The sequence below is a fragment of the Pseudomonas sp. HLG18 genome (assembly GCF_051903985.1).
In the GTDB taxonomy this organism is placed as follows: Bacteria; Pseudomonadota; Gammaproteobacteria; order Pseudomonadales; family Pseudomonadaceae; genus Aquipseudomonas; species Aquipseudomonas fluorescens_BT.
The window spans coordinates 4,373,253-4,391,781 of the sequence record NZ_CP195831.1; the positions used below are offsets into that span (position 1 = coordinate 4,373,253).

Consider the following 18,529-nt stretch of genomic DNA (forward strand, 5'->3'; position numbering starts at 1 on the left):
TGAACAGTATCAAGGGAGAGACACTATGTACTTGACGCCTCAGCATGTATTGCTTGCCGGAGCCACCGGGCTGACCGGTGAACATCTGCTCGACCGTTTGCTCAACGAGCCGACGATTACCCGTGTCCTGGCCCCTTCACGCCGGCCGCTGGCCGAACATCCGCACCTGGAAAATCCGGTCGGTGATCCACAGACATTCCTTCCACAACTGGCCGGTCGGGTCGACATCGCCTATTGCTGCCTCGGCACCACCATCAAGCAGGCCGGCTCCGAAGAGGCGTTTCGCGCCGTGGATCTGGACATGGTCGTAGCGTTCGCCAAGCGTGCCCGGGAAATGGGCGCACGACACCTGATCGTGATCAGTGCCCTGGGGGCCGATCGCCGATCCTCGATTTTCTACAACCGGGTCAAAGGCGAGATGGAATATGCATTGCGCGCGCAGGACTGGCCGCAACTGACCATTTGCCGGCCATCGCTGTTGCTTGGCGAACGCAGCGAGCCACGCCTGGGCGAACAACTGGCCGCCCCCTTCTCGAAACTGATTCCCGGCAAGTACCGCGGCATCGAAGCCTGCCAACTGGCCCGTGCCATGTGGCGCCTTGCGCTGGAAGAGCAGGACGGGGTGCGGATCGTCGAGTCGGATGAGTTACGCAAACTCGGCAAGTAAGCTCCCTCACCCTGCAGTTCAACGCGGATCCGGACGGCCATTTCCAATGGAGTCCGAGGATCTCGCGTTGAACGGCCCGACAGTTGAAACGAACTGAATCGAATCAGTAACCACGTCCTATCTATTTACCTCATTCGCCTTCCCTTCCATGGATAACGTGCCTGCCGGCACGCCTGCGCCTGCTGTCATCCCCACATGAGACGGCAGCACGTCGGGCAATCATTGAAAGGATTCCCAGATGGCACCCAAAAACCCAACGCCGAAAAACACCGGCACACCCCACAACCCCGTTGATTCATCACCCCCTCCGTCAGTTCCGCGTTTTGAGATCCCGGGGCTGGTTCGCCTCGAAGGACCGGAACTCTCTCTGCCCAACCAGCAACCGGGAACCACACTGCCCGCCGTTACAAGCGACAGATTGCCCGCGATGCAGGTCAGGGACTTGGTAAACCCTGTCGCCGAGAACCCCGGAGCCTCGCTCCTCGATCCCCGCTCGACCGAATCGATTCGCCAATATGAAGTGCCATCCCAGGCAAGACCCCTTTTGCCTGCCGTGGGGCCCGAAGGGTTACGCGTCCACAAAGGGCGCATTTACGCCGAGGTGCAGTACACCTCGACCGCAACGGTCATGGTGGCCTGGGACGAGAGCATCGGAACCTACCGCCCCATCCTTCCACAGGAAGCGCACCCCTCTGGCCCTGCCCTGTACTTCGACCCCGAGAGCAATACCTGGCGGATCGGCAGGCCGCAAATTGTCAGCCGTTCGATTGAACCGACGATACATCAGCCGGTAGTCGACGCAGACGACAGCCTGGCACAGGCATTCCAGCCACAACCGGGGCGACCGCCTCAGCCGCAATCGGTCACTCCCGTCGTGTACGTCGATACCCGACATTACGTATGGGACGAAGCCACCCGCCATCACCATGGTTATGTGCTCATGCACCGAAAAATGCGGCTGGACGACTCGGTTGGCCCTCCGTTGCACCACGCGTTCAGGGACGATAGCGGCGCGTTCGTCAGTGTCGAGCCCCCCGCTCACCCCATCGATCAGCCAGCCGAACTGCTGCCTGCCTGGACAGATCGCGACATCTGGGATCTCTACGGCATACAGGGTGCAGACATCGCCCGTTTTCGCGCCGAAGCAGAGCGCACCGGCAAGAAACCTCAGTGGGCCCATGTTCGCGCACGACGGATGGAAAACACCTACCTGTTTGACGAGCTACGTCGCTGGCTGGGGCCGGAGATGGACCGCAACATGTTCAACCGCCTCCTGGACCATCAGAAACGCCCCCCTGCCAAGTGGGCCGAACATCTCGAAACCGTCACTTTGCACCGCCCCGCACCACCCCCTCGAACGCCTTTACCAGAGCTGCCGACGCCCGACTCGTTGCCGCGCCTGTCGAAACCCGGCACACCAGAAAACCCGGACGCCACACCGGTTTACGGTGACAAGAGTCACTACACCTGGGATCTCGAAAAACCAGACCCTCATGGTTACGTCGAAATGCGGCGCAAACCTGGCCTGGACGACAGTCACGGCCCGCTCACTCAAGTGGCGTTCCCCGAAGGATCCGGCCTGACTGTCGTCAGGCCTGTGAAGTATTCAGCGGAACAACGGGCATTCCGACCCTACTGGCGGGACATCGATATCTGGAACCTGTACAGGATCGAAGGAGACGACCTCGTGCGCTTTCGTCGGGACGTTGCGATCTCCGGGAAACCACCCGCATGGATCAAACAACGTGAAGCGCCTTCCCGGCGCGAACAGTTGATCGAATACCTGCGGTTGTGGACACGCCCTTATTCTCAGCTCGACTCAAAGGAACAGGTCATTGCCCGCTTCCAGCCGTACAATCTGTCCACCCTGCAACTGGCGCGACTGTGCAAGGAGATATCGCCGACCGGGCAGTTCAAGAATCTGATCAACGATGAGCTGCCCACGTGGGCAAAGACACATCGAGATCGCACGCGACTCGTAGCCAACCCAAAACTCTACGATCCGTTTCTGCCGGAAATTCGTGCCGAAATGATCAGTTTGAGAAATCAGGGGGAAGGCACCAGCATTCTGAAAGCCAGCCTGACGGCCCCCTTCTTTCAAGAATTGCTGGTACACAGTGGCTATAAACGCAACAAGCATAACTACCTGTACAGAACCGACATCCCCGCCGTGTTCAAAGTAGACGAGCGGATGCCCTTCGAAATTGCCCGGCCCGCCGCCATGGTTCCACAACGGTTATCGACCGTAGGCTCCACGAGCGAGACTCCCGTCAGCGCGGTGTTCAGTCTCAAGACTGCCATGGATTTCGCGAATGAGGTCGTCCGGACAGAGGATCCGCTGGCGGGTAGCGAATCGCGCCAGAACAGTCACGCCGGCCTGGCGCCCCACCCGCGACGTATCAGATTCTGCTACCTGCTCGACACTCGCAATGTGGAGGTCGTTCCGGGACAGGAAAATCGCGCCTACAATCCAATGCGGCCCAACCAGAGCCTCGCTGACGGCAAAATCCTGTTCCCGAGCATGAAAATGGAGGGGCATGTCTCGACGTCTCCGATCGGGCTCACCTCCAGACGCGTCTGGCTCGTCAACTCGACCATGACCCGCGCGGCCACAGTGGAGGATATCTATCTGCAGGCACAGTCACGCGCCACCGGATCGAATCAGAACCACACTGATGCCATCGAGGCCCGTACGCGTGCAGGAGACTTGAACCGTGACGAATATGACGCGCTGATCGATGAAGTGGCGAGCGCCGGCAAGCGCGTTATCGAGTTGCCGACGGGACAGGACATCTTCTCCGACGACATCGTCTTTCCACCCGAAACGATCACGTTGTAGGCAGTTTCAATGGCTCGATCCTGCGTGGTCGAGCCATTGATTTTCACAGTCCGCCAGTGGCCTGAAACCCTACGCCCAGCACCGTCAGCAGCGACAACGGCAACAGCAGCGTATCGAGCAATGCGCTGGCCGGCAGATCCACTGCGGGATAGCTCGGCGCTTCGGCGCCGAATCGATCCATCGCGCAACAGCCACCATTCATGGCGTACAAGTCCAGTCGGGTGCCGGAATACACCACCGGCGCGCCGGGCTTGGCGGCATCGAGCGTGCGCGCCGTGGCACAGCCGGTCAGTTGCAAGATCAGCAGGATCGCCAGCAGCTTATTCATCGCTGCTCAGATGGTGTTCGCCCCAACGCGGCAGCATGTCCTGGGGAATGCCCAGCAGATTGAGAATCCGCGCCACCACGAAATCGATCAGGTCATCGATGGTCTGGGGCTGGTGATAGAAACCTGGCGAGGCCGGCAGGATGGTCACGCCCATATTCGACAGCTTGAGCATGTGCTCCAGATGAATGCTCGAATACGGCGCTTCGCGTGGCACCAGAATCAACTGGCGACGTTCCTTCAGCGTCACGTCTGCTGCCCGTTCGATCAGGTTGTTGCAGGCGCCGGTGGCGATGGCCGACAAGGTGCCGGTCGAGCACGGCACCACCACCATCGCGGCCGGGGCACCGGAGCCCGAGGCCACCGGCGACATCCAGTCTTCCTTGCCGTATACACGGATCTGCCCGGCAGCGGCGCCGGTGTATTCAGTGAGGAACGCCTGCATCAATTGCGGCTTGGCCGGCAGCGACACGTCGGTCTCGGTGGCCATCACCAGTTGCGCGGCCCTGGAGATCAGGAAATGCACCTCGCGATCCTCGCGCACCAGACAGTCCAGCAGGCGCAAACCGTAGTGGGCGCCGGACGCGCCGGTCATCGCCAGCGTGATGCGTTCAGGGCCATTGCTCTGCAGACGAGTGTTCATTTCAGCGCCTCGGCGAGTTTGCCGTGCAGGCCGCCGAAGCCGCCGTTGCTCATGATCACTACATGAGTGCCGGGCTGGGCCTGGCTCTTGACGCGTTCGATGATGCCTTCCAGCGAATCGCTGACGATCGACGGCACAGTGCACAACGCGGCGGTGCCTGCCAGATCCCAGCCGAGGTTGGCCGGGGCGTACCAGATCACTTGATCGGCATCGACCACGCTGTCCGGCAGGCCGTCACGGTGCGCGCCGAGCTTCATCGAGTTGGAGCGCGGTTCGATGATCGCGATCAGCGGCGCATCGCCAATGCGTTTGCGTAGACCGTCGAGGGTGGTGGCAATCGCGGTCGGGTGGTGAGCGAAATCGTCGTAGATGGTGATGCCGCGCACTTCCGCGACTTTTTCCATCCGGCGTTTGACGCTCTTGAACGCACTCAAACCGGCAATACCCATCGACGGCACAACCCCGACGTGACGCGCGGCGGCCAGAGTGGCCAAAGCGTTGGCGACGTTGTGCTGCCCCGTCAACTCCCACTCGACGACGCCTTGGGACACGCCTTCGAACATCACTTCGAACGCCGAGCCGTCGTCTTTGAGCAATTTGACCTGCCACTGACCGCCGGCACCGGTGGTTTGCACAGGGGTCCAGCAGCCCATCTCGATCACGCGCTGCAAGGCCGGCTCGGTGGTCGGGTGGATCACCAGGCCTTCGCTCGGAATGGTCCGCACCAAGTGGTGGAACTGCCGCTCGATGGCCGGCAGATCAGGGAAGATGTCAGCGTGATCGAACTCGAGGTTGTTGAGGATCGCCGTGCGCGGACGGTAATGGACGAACTTCGAACGCTTGTCGAAGAACGCGCTGTCGTATTCGTCGGCCTCGATCACGAAGAACGGCGTGCCGCCCAGACGCGCCGACACCGAGAAGTTCTGCGGAACGCCACCGATCAGGAAGCCCGGGCTCATGCCGGCATGCTCCAGTACCCAGGCGAGCATGCTGCTGGTGGTGGTCTTGCCATGAGTACCGGCAACCGCCAGCACCCAGCGACCTTGCAACACGTGATCCGCCAGCCACTGCGGGCCGGATACATACGGCAGGCCTTTGTTCAGCACATATTCCACTGCCGGGTTGCCGCGGGACATGGCATTGCCGATCACCACCAGATCCGGTGCCGGATCAAGCTGGGCCGGGTCGTACCCCTGAGTCAGCTGAATGCCCTGGGCTTCGAGCTGGGTGCTCATCGGCGGATAGACGTTGGCATCGGAGCCGGTCACGTGATGGCCCAGCTCTTTGGCCAGAACCGCCATCGAGCCCATGAAAGTCCCGCAGATACCCAGAATATGAATGTGCATAGTCGACCTCGTAAAACATGGCCGCAGGTTAGCGCAGGGAGGGGGAAATCGCACTCTTTAGCTGATCACCCGACATGATCGTTCCCACGCTCTGCGTGGGAATGCAGCACAGGACGCTCTGCGTCCAAAAGCGGACGCAGAGCGTGGGAGCGATCGGCAGGAGTATTCAGGCGGTTCGGGCAATCCCGTGCTTGCGCAACTTTCTATAGAGCGTATTGCGGCTCACGCCGAGCTGTTGCGCCGTGTGGGTCATGTGCCAGCGCGTGTGTTCCAGCGCATTGAGCAACGCCAGCCGCTCGGCATCTTCCAGTGGATGTTCGGACGACGCGTCATCGACGTTGACCAGCAGCGGCTGCACCTGCCGGAGCATCGCCGGCAAGTCCTCCAGCCCGATCCGCCCTTCATCGCACAACGCCGCCAGTGTGCGCAGCACATTGCGCATCTGCCGCACATTGCCCGGCCAGTTGAACCCGAGCAAAGCCCGGCGCGCCGGCTCGTCAATCAGGATCCTTTCCCCGCCCGCCTCTTCGGCCAGCAGAAAATCCAGCAACTGCGACTTGTCACTGCGCTCGCGCAACGGCGGCAGCGCCACTTCCAGCCCGTTGAGCCGGTAATACAAATCCTCCCGGAAACTGCCGCCGCCAACCCGTTCCAGCAAATTGCGGTGAGTGGCACTGATGATCCGCACGTTGACCGCTTCGGGCTCGCCACCGATCGGCACCACCTGCCGGTCTTCCAGCACTCGCAACAGCCGGGTTTGCAGTGCCAGCGGCATGTCGCCGATTTCATCGAGAAACAACGTACCGCCATCGGCCTGCTGCAGCTTGCCGCGCATGCCGTCCTTGCGCGCGCCGGTGAAGCTGCCGCCGCGATAGCCGAACAACTCGCTCTCGATCAGGCTTTCAGGTATCGCTGCGCAGTTGAGGGCAACGAAAGCCTTGCTCGCACGTTGACTGGCCTGATGCACAGCCTTGGCAAATGCTTCCTTGCCGGAGCCTGTCTCGCCATTGATCAGCAGCGGCACGTCGCGCTCGAACACCCGCAGGGCCTTGCGAAAAGCCGCTTGCAGCCCGGCATCGCCCAGGCAAATGCCGGACAGGCGTGGCGCCTCGGGAACTGCCGGTTTCGGCAGCACGGGAGACGGCTTGCGCGCTTCTGCGCGCAACACCGCAAACAGATGCCGCCCGTCTCGGGTGCGCAGCGGCCAGCTTGCGCTGGCATGGGCACTGGCGCGCCCCAGCAACTCATCCAGCGAACAATCGAAAAACGCCTCCACCGGTTTACCGAGCAAACCACCACGAATGTGTCCCAGCAGATTCAATGCACTCTGATTGACCGCACTGATCCGCCCTTCCCCGTCAAACGCCAGCAGCCCTTCGCTGAACAGCCCGACGGATTCGGCCTGGAGATGGAAACGCAGCAACCATTGATTATCGAAACAGCGCAGGAAATAGCAGCTCTCGATCATCTTCGCCGACAGATTGACCAGCGCCATGGTGTGGAACTGGCTCTGGCGCGAAACGTCCGGCCGCGCCGAGGACACGTCGAGCACCGCCAGCAACTCGCCGTGGGGGTCGAACACCGGGCTCGCCGAGCAAGTCAGGCCGGTGTGGCGCCCGCGAAAGTGTTCGTCCTGATGGATGGTCAAAGCCTGACGTTCAACCAGGCAAGTGCCGATACCGTTGGTGCCTTCGCAGGCCTCGCTCCAGTCGGAACCCAGCCAGAGGCCGGCGCGTTCGAAGATCTTGCGTTCGGCGGGAGCCGTGACGCAGTTGAGGATCACCCCGCGCGCATCGGTCAGCAGCACCGCGTGTCCGGCGCCGGAGAGTTGTTGATGCAGGCTGCTCATTTCGTTGCCGGCGATCTGCAACACCTGCTGCAGCCGTTCGCGGCTTTCGAGGACGCGTCCGTGCTCGAGCACGGTCGGCGCCATGGTCAGGGCCGGGTCGAGGTGATAGTCCTCAAGACAACGCAGCCACGAGCGGGCAATCGACGGGTCGGCACCGGGGCCATGCAGGTGCGGCTTGCCCTGGGTGACGGTAAGAACCTGTTGGGCATGGCGACTCAAATGGTTGTCGTGCATTTCTTATTATTCTCCCCGAGGCTCATCGGCCCATGCGTGAAGTGGTGCCCAGCATCCTCCAGCCCACCGGTCTTTGCAATGCTGGCAAGACCGCCCGGTCACGGGTTGTGCCAGAAGCGGTACAAACTGTCACTCAAGCTGTACCGATACCGTCACAGACGCTTGCCACTTGTCCGACACAAACCTCGCAAGGCCTTGATTTGCCTGACCTGCACGGCAGTGGCCCGCCCTTTGCTCTACGCTTATGGCAAGCGCTCATGCGCGTTTCTCTAATAAGTACAAAGCCAAGGAGAACATCATGCGTTACGCCCACCCCGGTACTGAAGGCGCCAAAGTCTCGTTCAAGAGCAAGTACGGTAACTACATCGGCGGCGAGTTCGTCGCGCCTGTCAAAGGTCAGTACTTCACCAATACCTCGCCAGTGAATGGCCAGCCGATTGCCGAATTCCCGCGCTCCACGGCCGAAGACATCGAAAAGGCGCTGGACGCCGCCCACGCCGCTGCCGATGCCTGGGGCTCGACCTCCGCCCAGGCCCGCTCGCTGATCCTGCTGAAAATCGCCGACCGCATCGAACAGAACCTCGAAACCCTGGCGATCACCGAAACCTGGGACAACGGCAAAGCCATCCGCGAAACCCTCAACGCCGACATCCCGCTGGCCGCCGACCACTTCCGCTATTTCGCCGGGAGCCTGCGCGCTCAGGAAGGCAGCGCTGCCGAGATCGATGGCAACACCGTCGCTTATCACATCCATGAACCGCTGGGCGTGGTCGGCCAGATCATCCCGTGGAACTTCCCGATCCTGATGGCCGCGTGGAAACTCGCCCCGGCCCTGGCCGCCGGCAACTGCGTGGTGCTCAAACCTGCCGAGCAGACCCCGCTGGGTATCAGTGTGCTGCTGGAGCTGATCGGCGACCTGCTGCCGCCGGGCGTGCTCAACGTGGTGCAAGGGTTCGGCAAGGAAGCCGGCGAAGCCCTGGCCACCAGCAAGCGCATCGCCAAGATCGCGTTCACCGGCTCGACGCCGGTCGGCTCGCACATCATGAAGTGCGCCGCCGAAAACATCATTCCGTCCACCGTGGAACTGGGCGGCAAGTCGCCTAACATCTTCTTCGAAGACATCATGCAGGCCGAGCCAAGCTTCATTGAAAAAGCCGCCGAAGGCCTGGTGCTGGCGTTCTTCAACCAGGGCGAAGTCTGCACCTGCCCGTCCCGCGCACTGGTTCAGGAGTCGATCTATCCGCAGTTCATGGAAGCGGTGATGAAGAAGGTCAGCCAGATCAAACGTGGCGACCCGCTCGACACCGACACCATGGTCGGCGCCCAGGCGTCCGAACAGCAATTCGACAAGATCCTTTCGTACCTGGAAATCGCCAAGAGCGAAGGTGCCGAGCTGCTGACCGGCGGCAAGGTGGAAAAACTCGAGGGCAGCCTGGCGACCGGGTATTACATCCAGCCGACCCTGCTCAAGGGCACCAACAAGATGCGTGTGTTCCAGGAAGAAATCTTCGGCCCGGTGGTGAGCATCACCACCTTCAAGGACGAAGCCGAAGCCCTGGCCATCGCCAACGACACCGAGTTCGGCCTCGGCGCCGGCCTCTGGACCCGCGACATCAACCGCGCCTATCGCATGGGCCGCGCCATCAAGGCCGGTCGTGTGTGGACCAACTGCTACCACCTGTACCCGGCGCATGCCGCGTTCGGCGGGTACAAGAAGTCCGGCGTCGGCCGTGAAACCCACAAGATGATGCTCGACCACTACCAGCAGACCAAAAACCTGCTGGTGAGCTACGACATCAATCCGCTGGGCTTCTTCTAAAAAACCGGGCGACACCGAACTATCGGTGTCGCCCTTTTAATTGCTATCGCTGGCAAGCCAGCTCCCACAGGGATCTGCGCAAATCCGAACACCACAGAAATCTGTGGGAGCTGGCTTGCCAGCGATGGCGTCCTTAATGACACAACACGAAGCCTGGCCGCTCTGGCACGGGCCTTGCGTACCCGTCATTCAGGATTTGCCTGAACACCGCCGCTGCGTGAACAGCATCCATCCACTCAAACCCTGCACCCGAAAGTCCAACAGATCGAACAATAAAAAAGACAGAGAGGACTTATGACTTCCACCACACAGCTCAAACCCACACTCGGCACCCTGCATCTGTGGGGCATCGCCGTCGGCCTGGTGATTTCCGGCGAATACTTCGGCTGGAGTTACGGCTGGGGCACGGCGGGAACCCTGGGTTTCCTGGTCACGGCCCTGATGGTTGCGACCATGTACACCTGCTTCATCTTCAGTTTCACCGAACTGACCACCGCGATTCCCCACGCGGGCGGGCCGTTTGCCTACAGCCGCCGGGCCTTTGGCGAGAAAGGCGGGTTGATCGCCGGGATCGCCACGCTGATCGAATTCGTGTTCGCCCCGCCGGCCATCGCCATGGCCATCGGCGCCTATCTCAATGTGCAATACCCGGAGCTTGATCCGAAAGTCGCGGCGGTCGGCGCGTATTTCGTGTTCATGACCCTGAATATCCTCGGCGTCAGCATCGCCGCGACGTTTGAGTTGGTGGTCACCGTGCTGGCCGTTGCTGAATTGCTGGTGTTCATGGGCGTCGTTGCACCGGGCTTCAGCTTCAGCAATTTCGTGCTCAATGGCTGGTCGGGCTCCAGCGAGTTCAGCCTCGGCTCGATTCCCGGGATCTTCGCCGCCATTCCCTTCGCGATCTGGTTTTTCCTCGCCATCGAAGGCGCAGCCATGGCGGCCGAGGAAGCCAAGGACCCGAAACGCACGATTCCCAAGGCTTATGTCAGCGGCATCCTGACCCTGGTGTTCCTGGCCATCGGCGTGATGGTGATGGCCGGCGGTGTCGGCGACTGGCGACAACTGGCGAACATCAACGATCCGCTGCCCCAGGCAATGAAAGCGGTAGTCGGCAACAACTCGACGTGGATGCACATGCTGGTGTGGATCGGTCTGTTCGGGCTGGTGGCGAGTTTCCACGGGATCATTCTGGGCTACTCACGGCAGTTCTTTGCCCTGGCCCGGGCCGGTTACCTGCCGAAAAGTCTGGCCAAACTCTCGCGTTTCCAGACCCCTCACCGGGCGATCCTGGCCGGTGGCGTGATCGGCATTGCTGCGATCTACAGCGACGGCCTGGTCAATCTGCAAGGCATGACCCTCACGGCAGCGATGATCACCATGTCGGTGTTCGGCGCCATCGTGATGTACATCATCAGCATGCTCAGCCTGTTCAAACTGCGCAAAACCGAGCCAAACCTTGAGCGTACCTTCCGCGCCCCGGGTTATCCGATCGTGCCGGGGATCGCGTTGTTTCTGGCGCTGGTGTGCCTGGTGGCGATGGCGTGGTTCAACACGCTGATCGGTTGTGTGTTCCTCGGGTTCATGGCCGCCGGTTACCTGTACTTCCATCTGACCGCCAAGCAACGCTCCGAAGCACCGGCAGACGCTATGCTCGAAGGTATCTAGTTGCACCGGCACCGGGCGTTTCGCCCGGTGCCCGCTATATAGAAGTGCATAAAGATCCAATGTGGGATCGAGTTATCCACAGAATCAAGAGGACACCGCCCCATGGCCGCATTTGCCCATACCGTCGGCGCCCAGACCTATCGCTTCGACAGCCTCAAGGACGTAATGGCCAAGGCCAGCCCGGCGCGCTCCGGGGATTTCCTCGCTGGCGTCGCTGCGCTCAACGATGGCGAGCGTGTCGCCGCGCAAATGGCGCTGGCCGACATCCCGCTTACGCATTTCCTGCAGGAAGCGCTGATTCCTTACGAGTCCGATGAAGTCACCCGGCTGATCATCGACAGCCACGACAAACAGGCTTTCGCCGTGGTCAGCCACCTTACCGTCGGTGGTTTTCGCGACTGGCTGCTCAGCGAAGCGGCCGACGAGTCCAGCCTGCGCGCCCTCGCCCCCGGCCTGACGCCGGAAATGGTCGCCGCCGTGTCGAAGATCATGCGCGTGCAGGATCTGGTGCTGGTAGCGCAGAAGATCCGCGTCGTCACGAAGTTTCGCGGCACCCTTGGCCTGCGCGGACGGTTATCCACAAGGCTGCAACCCAATCACCCGACCGACGAGCCGTCCGGCATCGCCGCGAGCATTCTTGACGGTCTGCTGTACGGCAACGGCGACGCCATGATCGGCATCAACCCGGCCACCGACAGCATCGCCTCGATCTGCGCGATGCTGGAAATGCTCGACGCAATCATCCAGCGCTACGACATTCCGACCCAGGCCTGTGTGCTGACCCACGTCACCACGTCTATAGAAGCCATAAACCGTGGAGTACCGTTGGATCTGGTGTTCCAGTCGATTGCCGGCACCGAAGCGGCCAACGCCAGTTTCGGCATCAATCTGAACATCTTGCAGGAAGGTTATGAAGCGGGCCTGAGCCTCAATCGCGGCACACTCGGGCAGAACCTGATGTATTTCGAGACCGGCCAGGGCAGCGCACTGTCGGCCAACGCCCACCACGGCGTCGATCAACAGACCTGCGAGACCCGGGCCTATGCCGTGGCGCGGCATTTCAAGCCGTTTCTGGTGAACACCGTCGTAGGCTTCATCGGCCCGGAATACCTCTACAACGGCAAACAGATCATCCGCGCCGGCCTCGAAGACCACTTCTGCGGCAAGTTGCTCGGCGTGCCGATGGGTTGCGACATCTGCTACACCAACCACGCCGAAGCCGACCAGGATGACATGGACACCCTGCTGACCCTGTTGGGCGTGGCGGGGATCAACTTCATCATGGGCATCCCCGGCTCCGACGACATCATGCTCAACTACCAGACCACCTCGTTCCACGACGCCCTCTACGCCCGCCAGACCCTGGGCCTGAAACCGGCGCCGGAGTTCGAACAGTGGCTGGCGAACATGGGTATCTTCACCCAGGCGGACGGCAAGGTCCGCTTCGGCAACAACCTGCCGCCGGCGTTTCGCCAGGCGTTGGCGCAACTGGGATGAGTCAGATGGAAAAACCGCCCGTCGATCCACAAAACCCGTGGCTGGAGCTGCGTCGCCTGACCCCGGCGCGCATTGCCCTTGGCCGCACCGGCACCAGCCTGCCGACCCATGCGCAACTGGATTTCCAGTACGCCCACGCCCAGGCGCGGGACGCGGTGCATTTGCCGTTCGATCATGCCGGGCTCCGCGCCCAACTGACCGGGCGCCAGCGCGACAGCCTGCTGCTGCACAGCGCGGCGGTGGATCGCAACAGTTACCTGCAACGCCCGGATCTGGGGCGCAAGTTGAGCGATCAATCGGCGCAAGCCCTGCGCGAATACGCGCTGGCGCATCCGGGCGGGGTGGATCTGGTGATCGTGGTGGCTGATGGTCTCTCGGCGCTGGCGGTGCATCGGCATACCCTGCCGTTTCTCACCCGTCTGGAAGAACAAATGAGCGCCGACGAATGGTCGACAGCGCCGGTAGTGCTGGTGGAACAGGGCCGAGTGGCGATTGGCGATGAAATCGGCCAGTTGCTGGGCGCGAAAATGGTCGTGATGCTGATTGGAGAGCGTCCGGGCCTCAGCTCACCGGACAGCCTGGGTTTATATTTCACCTACAATCCAAAGGTCGGCCTCACGGATGCTTACCGCAACTGCATCTCCAATGTGCGGCTGGAAGGGCTCAGTTACGGCATGGCGGCGCATCGCTTGCTGTACCTGATGCGCGAAGCCTGTCGGCGACAGCTGTCAGGCGTTAATCTGAAGGACGAGGCGCAGGTTCAGACGCTGGAATCGGAAGCCGGTGCAGACATGAAGAGTAATTTCCTGCTCGATCCGCCCCCCGCCTGAACCGTTTCCGCATTGCGTTTCTGCGCCGGTTTCAGGCAGGATCGATGCACGGCCGCCCGGGTTTCCCATCGCCGTCAGAGCAGTTGAAGACAGCCACTTGAAGACGAGACCTATCATGCGGATTATTCAAGCGACCCTCGAACACCTGGACCTGCTGGCCCCGCTGTTCGTCAAATATCGCGAGTTCTACGGTTCCCTGCCCTATCCGGACTCGTCCCGGGCATTCCTCGAAAAACGCCTGCGGCGCAAGGAATCGGTGATTTACCTGGCCTTGGCCGATGACGACGACAAGAAGCTGATGGGTTTCTGCCAGCTCTACCCGAGCTTTTCCTCACTGTCGCTCAAGCGGGTGTGGATCCTCAATGACATCTACGTCGCCGAAGATGCCCGCCGTCAACTGGTCGCCGACAACCTGATCCGCACCGCCAAGCGCATGGCCAAGGAAACCCAGGCTGTGCGCATGCGCGTTTCCACCAGCAGCGACAACGAAGTGGCGCAAAAAACCTACGAATCCATCGGATTCAAGGAAGACACCGAGTTCAAGAACTACGTGCTGCCGATCAGCGACGAACTCTGATTTTTTCTAACAGTGTGGATGCAGGCCTTTGTGAAGAAGGTGCAACACCCTCGCCACAAAGGCCTGCACCTCACTCCGCCCTCGAAACGCCCCGCTACAAAACCAACGCGCTTTTCACCTGTCAGATCGTATAATCCTGTGCTTTCCGGCTTGTAAGAAAAACTACAACCGCTTGTAGGCTTACACCGAATCATCCGCACAGGCCTGCCGAGTCGGGCCATCACCACAGGTGCCCACATGGATTTCAACCCGATCGATATCATCCTGCATCTCGACGTCTACCTCGACATGCTGGTGAACAACTATGGGACCTGGATCTACGCCATCCTGTTTCTGGTCATTTTTTGCGAAACCGGCCTGGTGGTCACACCGTTCCTGCCGGGTGATTCGTTGCTGTTCATCGCCGGGGCGGTCGCTGCAGGCGGCGGCATGGACCCGGTACTGCTGGCCGGTCTGTTGATGCTGGCGGCAATCCTCGGAGACAGCACCAACTACGTGATCGGACGAACCGCCGGCGAGAAGCTGTTCAGCAATCCGAATTCGAAGATCTTCCGTCGCGACTATCTGCAACAGACCCACGACTTCTATGACAAGCACGGCGGCAAAACCGTGACCCTGGCGCGCTTCCTGCCGATCATCCGCACCTTTGCCCCGTTCGTCGCCGGTGTCGCAAAGATGCCTTACCCGCGCTTCTTCGGCTTCAGCGTGTTCGGTACCGTCCTGTGGGTCGGCGGTCTCGTAACGCTGGGTTACTTCTTCGGCAACGTGCCGTTCATCAAGAAGAACCTGTCGCTGCTGGTGGTCGGCATCATCCTGCTGTCGCTGGTGCCGATGATCATTGGCATGCTGCGCAGCCGACTCGGCGGCGCCAAAGCCCAATCGCACTAATTCGATGTGGTCACTGAGCGCCTGGCGACGCCGGCGCACTCTGGCGAAGCATCCGATTGCCGATGACATGTGGCAGCGGGTGCGTCACCACTTGAGTTTCCTTGACGGCATCAGCGCCGCGGAAGATCAGTGGCTGCGCGAAGCCTGCGTACTGTTTCTCGAAGACAAGCACCTGACTGCCCTGCCCGGCGTCGAGCTGCATCAGGAGCAACGCCTGCTGCTCGCCGCTCAGGCGCAATTGCCGCTGCTGCACCTTGGCGATTTGAACTGGTATCAGGGCTTCCACGAAATCATTCTGTACCCCGACGACTTCCTCAGCCCCCAGCGTCATCGCGATGCCAGTGGCGTCGAGCATGAGTGGGACGGCGAACACAGCGGTGAAGCCTGGCAACAAGGGCCGATCATCCTTGCCTGGCCCGGAGTGATGGCCAGTGGTGGCTGGGAAGGTTACAACCTGGTGATCCACGAACTGGCGCACAAACTCGACATGCTCAACGGTGACGCCAACGGCCTGCCACCGCTGCACGCCGACATGCGTGTAAAAGACTGGGCCCAAGTGATGCAGGCGGCGTACGACGACCTCAATCGCCAGCTCGACCGCCATCCCGACGCCGAAACCGCCATCGACCCGTATGCCGCCGAGAACCCGGCCGAGTTCTTCGCCGTCACCAGCGAGTACTTTTTCAGCGCCCCGGATCTGCTGCAGGAGGCTTATCCACAGGTGTATGCGCAGCTGCAGCTTTTCTACCGACAGGATCCCCTGGCACGACTGAAGCAACTTCAGGCCACGGACCCGGTCTATCAGGCACACGAGTAAGGCCTGGACGACCTTCGGTGCATGGCATCGCGGGTGGAATATGCCTATAATCGCCGCCACTTTTTGGTCAATCCGGCCAAGTGTTTTGGTCTACTAACGGGGGCAACGCCCAATGAGCTACAGCAAGATTCCGGCTGGCAAAGACCTGCCGAACGACATCTACGTCGCGATCGAGATCCCGGCCAACCACGCGCCGATCAAATACGAAATCGACAAAGACAGCGATTGCCTGTTCGTTGACCGTTTCATGGCCACCCCGATGTTCTACCCGGCCAACTACGGTTACATCCCGAACACCCTGGCTGACGACGGTGATCCCCTGGACGTGCTGGTCGTAACCCCTTACCCGGTTGCTCCAGGTTCGGTGATCCGCGCGCGTCCGGTCGGCATCCTGAACATGACCGACGACGGCGGCGGCGATGCCAAAGTCATCGCAGTTCCACACGACAAGCTGTCGCAGCTGTACGTGGACGTGAAGGAATACACCGACCTGCCAGCCCTGCTGATCCAGCAGATCGAGCACTTCTTCGCGAACTACAAAGATCTCGAAAAAGGCAAATGGGTGAAAATCGAAGGCTGGGACGGCGCTGACGCTGCCCGTGCCGCGATCACCAAGTCGGTTGCCGCCTACAAAGGCTAAGCCTCGCGACCTGCGACACGCTTGAAGAAAACCCCGGTTGATCCGGGGTTTTTTGTGCCTGGGCGGCAAGGGCCTAAACAGCTTGTTTATGGCGGCCTACAGAAAAGTTTTAGCGTGTGTAATTTCCCACAAGAACGCCTTACATCTCGTCGCAAAATTTGCCTCGATTTTGAACGCAAGGTTTATTCAAACCGCTCTGGGCCGGCCTTAGACTCGTGTTTATGAGAAAGAACACTAGTGGTCCAAGATTCAAGGCACTCCTGGAAGCTGCGAACATCACCACCACGGGATTCGCAAAGTTCTGGGGCACGGAAGCCCAAAACGTTCATAACTGGTACACCCGGGGCGTACCCGCGTACCGCATGGAAGAGGTCTCACGCCTGCTGTCCGTCAACAGCCAATGGCTGAAGACCGGCGAAGGCCCGAAAGAAGCCCCGCGGTTGCACGCAGATCCGGGTCAGACGTTCGATACCCAAGCCATCAGTGGCGTCTACACGGTGCTCGAATCCAACGACATCGCACTGCCGCTCTACAAGGAAGCGCCCACGACTGCCGGCTCCGGCAAGACCCACGTCATCAAGGACCCGGAGCAAACCGTCCGCCTGCCCCGCAGCCACCTCGAAACCCTGAACATCCACCCCACCGACGCCATCTGCACCCACATGATCGGCAACAGCATGGCGGAGAAAATCGAAGACGGCTCCACCCTCGCCATCGACCGCAGCCTCACCCAGGTGGTGGACGGCGAAATCTACGCCATCGAACACGACGGCATGCTGCGCATAAAATACCTGCACCGCATGCCCGGCAACGCATTGCGTCTGCGCAGCCACAACAGCGCCGAATACCCGGACGAGATCTTCCGCGCGGCGCAGATCGAGGAGCAGAGGATTCATGTGCTGGGGTGGGTATTCTGGTGGTCGACACTGAACAAGCGGCGGCCGGTGGTGCCGTTTCTCTGACCCTCCATCACTCTGTGCCCCTGCACAGAACCGGGTGGGAGCGGGCTTGGTCCGGGCGGCGATCCGACGAAGAGGCCCGGATACACGGTACAAATTCCTGCGTCCTGCCGCACAAATCGCTCTATTACGCACTTGAGACTGGGCATCCCCAACAAAACTCAGTATCCTGCGCCCCACATTCGCGCATCGACCCGCCAAGCGGCCCAGATGACGCCTGACGCGGCAGACCACTGTCTGACCAAGTCCCACAGCCGGACGCAAGATCCGGATGTACGTTTTGAAGGCTGGCGCGGTTTACCAAAAATAAACCAAGCCAGTCCCCGAGAAGCCGGCCACAAGCCGGCTTTTTAATGCCTGTTGGAAAAGTGATTTTCGAGAGGCGTTCAGCCAATTGCTGATCAACACCAAATTGTGCGACAGGTACTTGCACAATTGTTCAGTGAAAAAGCTCTTGGCAACTTCGATGCTCAATACACTACAAGGACGTTCAAGATTGTTCCCATCTGCCCTGAATTCACGCCTGAAATCCGTCGGACTGGTTTCGACCATATGCCTCAGCCTGACAGCTTGCGTGGGAGTAGGAATCTCCCTCCCGGAAAAAGTCACACTGAAAACCGACGCCTACAGAGCACAAAGTTACCGCTCATTCACCCCGCAGATCACCCGAACAGCAAGATCAACTCTCACCCGCGAATGGTGCGGGATCACTGTCTGGGCGCTGGTGATCCCGGTGCCGTTGAAACTGCCGGTGTGCAATTCGTACTACGAGCAATCCTTTGGCAGCGACGAATTCGGCAGGGAAGTCGTCCTCCTCAACACGCAACAAACCGTGCCCTCCCCGCTCTACGCCTGCGGCCCACTCATGGTGCTGGGACCAATCGTTCACGGTTACGAAGGCAATGCCCTGTGCGGTGTTTTTCCTAAATGAACA

The 18,529-nt window shown here is 60.6% G+C and carries 16 protein-coding genes; 12 read left to right on the forward strand and 4 right to left on the reverse strand.

Going from position 1 to position 18,529, the window contains the following annotated elements; genetic code table 11:
- The first annotated feature begins 25 nt into the window (after window positions 1–25).
- Together ACSPX5_RS20120 and ACSPX5_RS20125 are read left to right on the forward strand one after the other, a co-directional pair.
- The gene (locus ACSPX5_RS20120) at window positions 26–667 is read left to right on the forward strand and encodes an oxidoreductase (protein ID WP_169432078.1); all 642 of its coding nucleotides are present in this window, start codon (window positions 26–28) and stop codon (window positions 665–667) included.
- Window positions 668–905: 238 nt separating this feature from the next.
- Window positions 906–3,506: a hypothetical protein gene (locus ACSPX5_RS20125; RefSeq protein WP_439820143.1), complete on the forward strand. Its 2,601-nt coding sequence runs from the start codon at window positions 906–908 to the stop codon at window positions 3,504–3,506.
- A 43-nt stretch (window positions 3,507–3,549) separates the two neighbouring features.
- On the opposite strand, the gene ACSPX5_RS20130 is transcribed toward ACSPX5_RS20125, so the two are convergent.
- From ACSPX5_RS20130 to ACSPX5_RS20145, 4 genes are all read right to left on the reverse strand, one after another.
- Window positions 3,550–3,834, reverse strand: coding sequence for a YceK/YidQ family lipoprotein (locus tag ACSPX5_RS20130; protein ID WP_169432080.1), 285 nt, complete (start codon window positions 3,832–3,834; stop codon window positions 3,550–3,552).
- Window positions 3,827–4,474 (reverse strand): flavin prenyltransferase UbiX, encoded by a 648-nt coding sequence (ubiX, locus tag ACSPX5_RS20135; protein WP_439820144.1) that lies wholly within the window; start codon window positions 4,472–4,474, stop codon window positions 3,827–3,829. The genes ACSPX5_RS20130 and ubiX overlap by 8 nt, the downstream gene beginning before the upstream one ends.
- Window positions 4,471–5,820 carry a UDP-N-acetylmuramate:L-alanyl-gamma-D-glutamyl-meso-diaminopimelate ligase gene (gene mpl, locus ACSPX5_RS20140; protein ID WP_007958628.1) on the reverse strand — a complete coding sequence of 450 codons (1,350 nt, stop codon included), beginning with the start codon at window positions 5,818–5,820 and terminating at the stop codon, window positions 4,471–4,473. The genes ubiX and mpl overlap by 4 nt, the downstream gene beginning before the upstream one ends.
- Before the next feature lie 166 nt (window positions 5,821–5,986).
- Entirely contained in the window at window positions 5,987–7,903 is a 1,917-nt protein-coding gene (locus tag ACSPX5_RS20145; protein ID WP_439820145.1) for a sigma-54-dependent Fis family transcriptional regulator, read from the reverse strand.
- A 298-nt stretch (window positions 7,904–8,201) separates the two neighbouring features.
- Here ACSPX5_RS20145 and exaC point away from each other — a divergent pair, with 298 nt between their 5' ends.
- The 10 genes from exaC (at window position 8,202) to ACSPX5_RS20195 (ending at window position 18,526) form a co-directional block, all read left to right on the forward strand.
- A complete protein-coding gene (gene exaC / locus ACSPX5_RS20150; protein ID WP_439820146.1) occupies window positions 8,202–9,722 on the forward strand; it encodes an acetaldehyde dehydrogenase ExaC in 1,521 nt (506 codons plus the stop codon).
- A 294-nt stretch (window positions 9,723–10,016) separates the two neighbouring features.
- Window positions 10,017–11,387 (forward strand): ethanolamine permease, encoded by a 1,371-nt coding sequence (gene eat, locus ACSPX5_RS20155; protein WP_207864619.1) that lies wholly within the window; start codon window positions 10,017–10,019, stop codon window positions 11,385–11,387.
- A gap of 102 nt (window positions 11,388–11,489) precedes the next feature.
- Complete coding sequence (locus ACSPX5_RS20160; protein ID WP_169432083.1) at window positions 11,490–12,884, forward strand: ethanolamine ammonia-lyase subunit EutB; 1,395 nt, start codon at window positions 11,490–11,492, stop codon at window positions 12,882–12,884.
- The gene (gene eutC / locus ACSPX5_RS20165; RefSeq protein ID WP_439820147.1) at window positions 12,881–13,714 is read left to right on the forward strand and encodes an ethanolamine ammonia-lyase subunit EutC; all 834 of its coding nucleotides are present in this window, start codon (window positions 12,881–12,883) and stop codon (window positions 13,712–13,714) included. The genes ACSPX5_RS20160 and eutC overlap by 4 nt, the downstream gene beginning before the upstream one ends.
- Before the next feature lie 115 nt (window positions 13,715–13,829).
- On the forward strand, window positions 13,830–14,291 hold the full coding sequence (locus tag ACSPX5_RS20170; RefSeq protein WP_207864615.1) for a GNAT family N-acetyltransferase: 462 nt from the start codon (window positions 13,830–13,832) through the stop codon (window positions 14,289–14,291).
- A gap of 237 nt (window positions 14,292–14,528) precedes the next feature.
- On the forward strand, window positions 14,529–15,179 hold the full coding sequence (locus ACSPX5_RS20175; RefSeq protein WP_169432086.1) for a DedA family protein: 651 nt from the start codon (window positions 14,529–14,531) through the stop codon (window positions 15,177–15,179).
- A gap of 4 nt (window positions 15,180–15,183) precedes the next feature.
- Window positions 15,184–15,996 (forward strand): zinc-dependent peptidase, encoded by an 813-nt coding sequence (locus ACSPX5_RS20180; protein WP_207864613.1) that lies wholly within the window; start codon window positions 15,184–15,186, stop codon window positions 15,994–15,996.
- 112 nt (window positions 15,997–16,108) lie between these two features.
- Window positions 16,109–16,636 carry an inorganic diphosphatase gene (gene ppa, locus ACSPX5_RS20185; protein ID WP_007933577.1) on the forward strand — a complete coding sequence of 176 codons (528 nt, stop codon included), beginning with the start codon at window positions 16,109–16,111 and terminating at the stop codon, window positions 16,634–16,636.
- A gap of 221 nt (window positions 16,637–16,857) precedes the next feature.
- Window positions 16,858–17,598 carry a S24 family peptidase gene (locus ACSPX5_RS20190; RefSeq protein WP_323161162.1) on the forward strand — a complete coding sequence of 247 codons (741 nt, stop codon included), beginning with the start codon at window positions 16,858–16,860 and terminating at the stop codon, window positions 17,596–17,598.
- Window positions 17,599–17,989: 391 nt separating this feature from the next.
- Window positions 17,990–18,526 (forward strand): hypothetical protein, encoded by a 537-nt coding sequence (locus ACSPX5_RS20195; RefSeq protein WP_439820148.1) that lies wholly within the window; start codon window positions 17,990–17,992, stop codon window positions 18,524–18,526.
- The last annotated feature ends 3 nt before the right edge of the window (window positions 18,527–18,529 follow it).